Genomic DNA, 5117 nt, shown 5'->3' on the forward strand with positions numbered 1-5117 from the left:
GCTATCCGAGTCTGAATCGCTATCTGAGTCCGAATCGCTGTCTGAATCCGAATCACTGTCCGAGTCGGAGTCACTGTCTGAATCTGAGTCGCTATCTGAGTCCGAATCGCTGTCGCTGTCTGAATCGCTATCGCTATCTGAATCTGAGTCGCTATCGCTATCGCTGTCTGAATCCGAGTCACTATCTGAGTCGGAATCGCTATCCGAGTCGGAATCGCTGTCTGAATCTGAGTCACTGTCCGTATCCGAATCGCTATCTGAGTCTGAGTCACTGTCTGAATCCGAATCACTGTCTGAATCCGAATCACTGTCTGAATCCGAGTCGCTATCCGAATCGGAATCACTGTCCGAGTCCGAATCGCTGTCTGAATCTGAGTCACTGTCCGTATCCGAATCGCTGTCGGCATCCGAGTCACTATCCGAATCTGAGTCACTATCTGAGTCCGAGTCACTATCCGAATCGGAATCACTGTCCGAGTCTGAATCGCTGTCTGAATCTGAGTCACTGTCCGTATCCGAATCGCTGTCGGCATCCGAGTCACTATCCGAGTCTGAGTCACTATCTGAGTCCGAGTCACTATCTGAGTCCGAATCACTATCCGAATCCGAATCGCTGTCCGAGTCTGAATCGCTGTCTGAATCCGAATCACTGTCGGAGTCCGAATCGCTGTCTGAATCCGAATCACTGTCTGAATCCGAGTCGCTATCCGAGTCTGAATCGCTGTCTGAATCCGAGTCACTATCTGAGTCTGAATCACTGTCGGAGTCCGAGTCGCTATCTGAATCCGAATCACTGTCTGAATCTGAATCACTATCCGAATCGGAGTCACTATCCGAATCTGAATCGCTGTCTGAATCTGAGTCGCTATCCGAATCTGAGTCACTGTCTGAGTCTGAGTCACTGTCTGAGTCTGAGTCACTGTCTGAATCGGAGTCTGAATCGCTATCCGAATCGGAATCACTGTCTGAGTCCGAGTCGCTATCTGAATCCGAATCACTGTCTGAATCTGAATCACTATCCGAATCTGAGTCACTATCTGAATCCGAATCGCTATCCGTGTCTGAATCGCTGTCTGAATCTGAGTCACTATCTGAATCGGAGTCACTGTCGGAGTCTGAGTCGCTATCTGAGTCCGAATCACTGTCTGAATCTGAATCACTATCCGAATCTGAGTCACTATCTGAATCTGAGTCACTGTCCGAGTCTGAATCGCTGTCTGAATCGCTGTCCGAATCGGAGTCTGAGTCACTGTCTGAATCCGAATCACTGTCCGAATCTGAGTCGCTATCCGTGTCTGAGTCACTGTCTGAATCCGAATCACTGTCCGAATCGGAGTCACTGTCGGAGTCTGAGTCGCTATCTGAGTCCGAATCGCTGTCCGAGTCCGAGTCACTATCCGAATCCGAGTCGCTATCTGAATCCGAATCGCTGTCCGAGTCTGAATCGCTGTCCGAGTCCGAGTCACTATCCGAATCCGAGTCGCTATCTGAATCCGAATCGCTGTCCGAGTCTGAATCGCTGTCCGAATCTGAGTCTGAGTCACTGTCTGAATCTGAATCACTATCTGAATCGGAGTCACTGTCGGAGTCTGAATCGCTGTCCGAGTCCGAGTCGCTATCTGAATCCGAATCGCTGTCCGAGTCTGAATCGCTGTCGGAGTCCGAATCACTATCCGAATCTGAGTCACTATCTGAGTCCGAATCGCTGTCTGAATCCGAATCACTATCCGAATCTGAATCACTGTCGGAGTCCGAGTCGCTATCTGAATCCGAATCACTGTCTGAATCTGAATCACTGTCCGAATCTGAGTCGCTATCCGAATCCGAATCGCTGTCCGAATCTGAATCGCTATCCGAATCTGAGTCACTATCCGAATCCGAATCGCTATCCGAATCTGAGTCGCTATCCGAGTCTGAGTCACTGTCTGAATCCGAATCACTGTCCGAGTCTGAGTCACTGTCTGAATCTGAGTCACTATCTGAGTCTGAATCGCTGTCCGAATCTGAGTCACTGTCTGAGTCTGAGTCGCTATCTGAGTCCGAATCGCTGTCCGAGTCTGAATCGGAGTCACTGTCCGAATCTGAATCACTGTCGGAGTCCGAATCGCTGTCCGAATCTGAGTCGCTATCTGAGTCTGAGTCACTGTCTGAATCCGAATCACTGTCCGAGTCTGAGTCACTGTCTGAATCTGAGTCACTATCTGAGTCTGAATCGCTATCCGAATCTGAATCGCTATCCGAATCTGAATCGCTATCCGAATCTGAATCGCTATCCGAATCCGAGTCACTATCTGAGTCTGAATCGCTATCTGAGTCCGAATCACTGTCCGAATCCGAATCACTGTCCGAGTCTGAGTCACTGTCTGAATCTGAGTCCGTGTCGCTGTCCGAATCTGAGTCGCTATCGTCATTTTCTACATATTTAATGATAGTATCCTCGCTTGGATCATCGATATCAGGTAACTTATACCCTTTAGTTGGATCATTTGAGTCAACTAGTTCTAATTCATTCCCATTTTGGTCGGTGGCCGTATACCCTGGAACATGTGGAACAAATGCTCCGTCAGGAATTAATGCATTTGATGGATCATTCGAATCATTTTCATATTGAAGCTCATTTCCTGTGCCTGGATAACTAGGATCATCATTTTCAACAACAAACTTCCCAATTGGCTTATAGATATAGGTCACTTCTGATACACCATCACGATCAACAAGCATATCTGTATCTGAACTAGCGGCCTTTTCGACATACAACCAACCATTTACAACGTCAATTTTTTCATTTATCACTTCATCAACTTTGGTATCTTCCGTTTTATCGTCTGCAACTGGATTTCCTTCCAAATCCACATAGTGATAAATCACTTTTGCATCATTCGGCGAATAAACATATGTCACGACAGACGTATCATCCGCATTGACTTTCATATCTCCATCAGAACTTGGATCAATCTGCTTAAAGGTATAGCCTTCAATCTCTTCAACTTTCCCATTAATGACTGAACCAACCGCTGCCTGTTCGACTTGATTTTCTGTTAGAAGTTCACCTTTTTCATTGACATATCGATGTGTAACCGTTGCTTTATTAGCTGTATAAATATATGTGACAGTAGATTTTCCGCTACGATCAACAATCATATCACTGTCTGAACCTGCATCTTTGGTTGAATACGTATAATTATCAATACCAACCACTCGCTCTGGAATGATAGCATCTACTGTTGAAGCTTCCTTATGTTCAGGGATAATTTGTTCCCCGTGTTCATCAACATACCGATACGTAATTTCTCCTGCATTTGCTTTGTAGTAATAAATAACCACTGAGCTGCCATCTTCATTTACCTTCATATCTGAATCAGAAGCAGCATCCTTTCCATCATAGGTGTAGCCTTCAATAGAAATTTTTTCCTCTGGAATGATATCACCTGAGACTGCGGTCTTCACGACGTCAGGAATGACCGTTTTGTTATTTCGGTCAATATATCGATACGTCACTTTTGTTTGTACCGCTGTTCCACCTTGGTCGGATAAAGGACCTGCTTTTCCTAATGTAATGATTTCATTCTCCACTTGAGCCACAATGGTTTCATAGGCTTCCGCTAAAATGTGCAACTCTGCTGTTGTTGTCGTTGGATTCGATGAAGTCGCACCTGCACGACCAAGCTGCAACGCACCGTAGGGAGCATCCAAAGCATTGTGATAACTCCATTCAGGCGTAATTTCAAAATAACCGTCATACAATAATGCCGCATTTGCACGGTCAACCGCGGCATTTCTTTTATTGATCGCTTCTGGAACAGCCGCCTTTAATGCATCAGCTGCAACAGTTACACCGCCATAATAATTCACTGTATCGTTTTTTTGCGCTTGCAATAGATTAGTGATTAATGCAGCAATTTCTGGTTCATTTTGAACCGTTTGAGCCATATTGATGGCAGGTTGAACGATTTCAACATCCACCTTCTCTTCTAAAGGCGTCATTCGTAAACTTATTTCTTCAGAAATCTGTTCATCTGGAATAACTCCTGTACCCTCAAGTTGATCTGTCTCGTCACTCACACTACTATTGGCAAACGGGACCTCAGTTTGCTCATTGTTTTCAGGCTCACCAGAAAGAATTTTTTCATCGGACACCTCTGATTCATAGGGATCTATTGCTGTGGCGTCCTCCGTTGGGTCAGCACTCTGTTCAACAGAAGTCGTATCTGCTGCTTCAATAGCTGATACAGAAGTAGGACCACTCAAGATAATCGCACCAATGACACTACTCTTGACAATCCATTGCTTCTTCACCTTATGCATTCGGTACCTACGATAGGATGATCGAGATGTTCTTTTCACCTGGTAACACTTTCGTTTCATTCTTAACCTCCTCTTAGAAAAGAGGCCACGCTCTTTAAATTACAGAACGTGACCTCTTACTGACATGGGAATCTACAACGATTTAGGCTTTGTTATCTCCTTTTTTTCGCTTCTTTGATCCCCCATAGAAGGCTAATCCCATCGAAACTAATCCTAATCCAGCAACAGAATACGTTACTTGATCATCATCTGTGTTTGTACTTGGTAATTTTTTAGCGGTTTTCTTACTTGTTCCATCAGAATCGCTATCTGAATCTGAATCCGAGTCGCTGTCGCTATCTGAATCGGAGTCGCTATCGCTGTCTGAATCCGAGTCGCTGTCGCTATCTGAGTCCGAGTCGCTATCGCTATCTGAATCGGAGTCGCTATCGCTATCTGAGTCCGAATCGCTATCGCTGTCTGAATCCGAGTCGCTATCGCTATCTGAGTCCGAGTCGCTATCGCTATCTGAATCGGAGTCGCTGTCGCTATCTGAGTCTGAATCGCTATCGCTATCTGAATCCGAGTCGCTGTCGCTATCTGAATCGGAGTCGCTATCGCTATCTGAATCCGAGTCGCTATCGCTGTCTGAGTCCGAGTCGCTGTCGCTATCTGAGTCTGAATCGCTATCGCTGTCTGAGTCTGAGTCGCTGTCGCTATCTGAGTCCGAGTCGCTATCGCTGTCTGAGTCCGAGTCGCTATCGCTGTCTGAGTCTGAATCGCTGTCGCTATCTGAGTCCGAATCGCTATCGCTGTCTGAATCGGAGTCGCTG

At 46.0% G+C, this 5117-nt stretch carries 2 protein-coding genes; both read right to left on the reverse strand.

Features of this window, described 5'->3' with window-relative positions:
- A partial coding sequence (locus tag AC4J95_RS20900; protein ID WP_494551521.1) for a MucBP domain-containing protein occupies window positions 1-4365 on the reverse strand: 4365 nt, incomplete at its 3' end.
- Between the two features lie 82 nt (window positions 4366-4447).
- Window positions 4448-5117: LPXTG cell wall anchor domain-containing protein (locus AC4J95_RS20905; RefSeq protein ID WP_494551522.1), on the reverse strand; the 670-nt coding region annotated here is incomplete at its 5' end.

The organism is Enterococcus sp. GPZ-007, assembly GCF_059374735.1.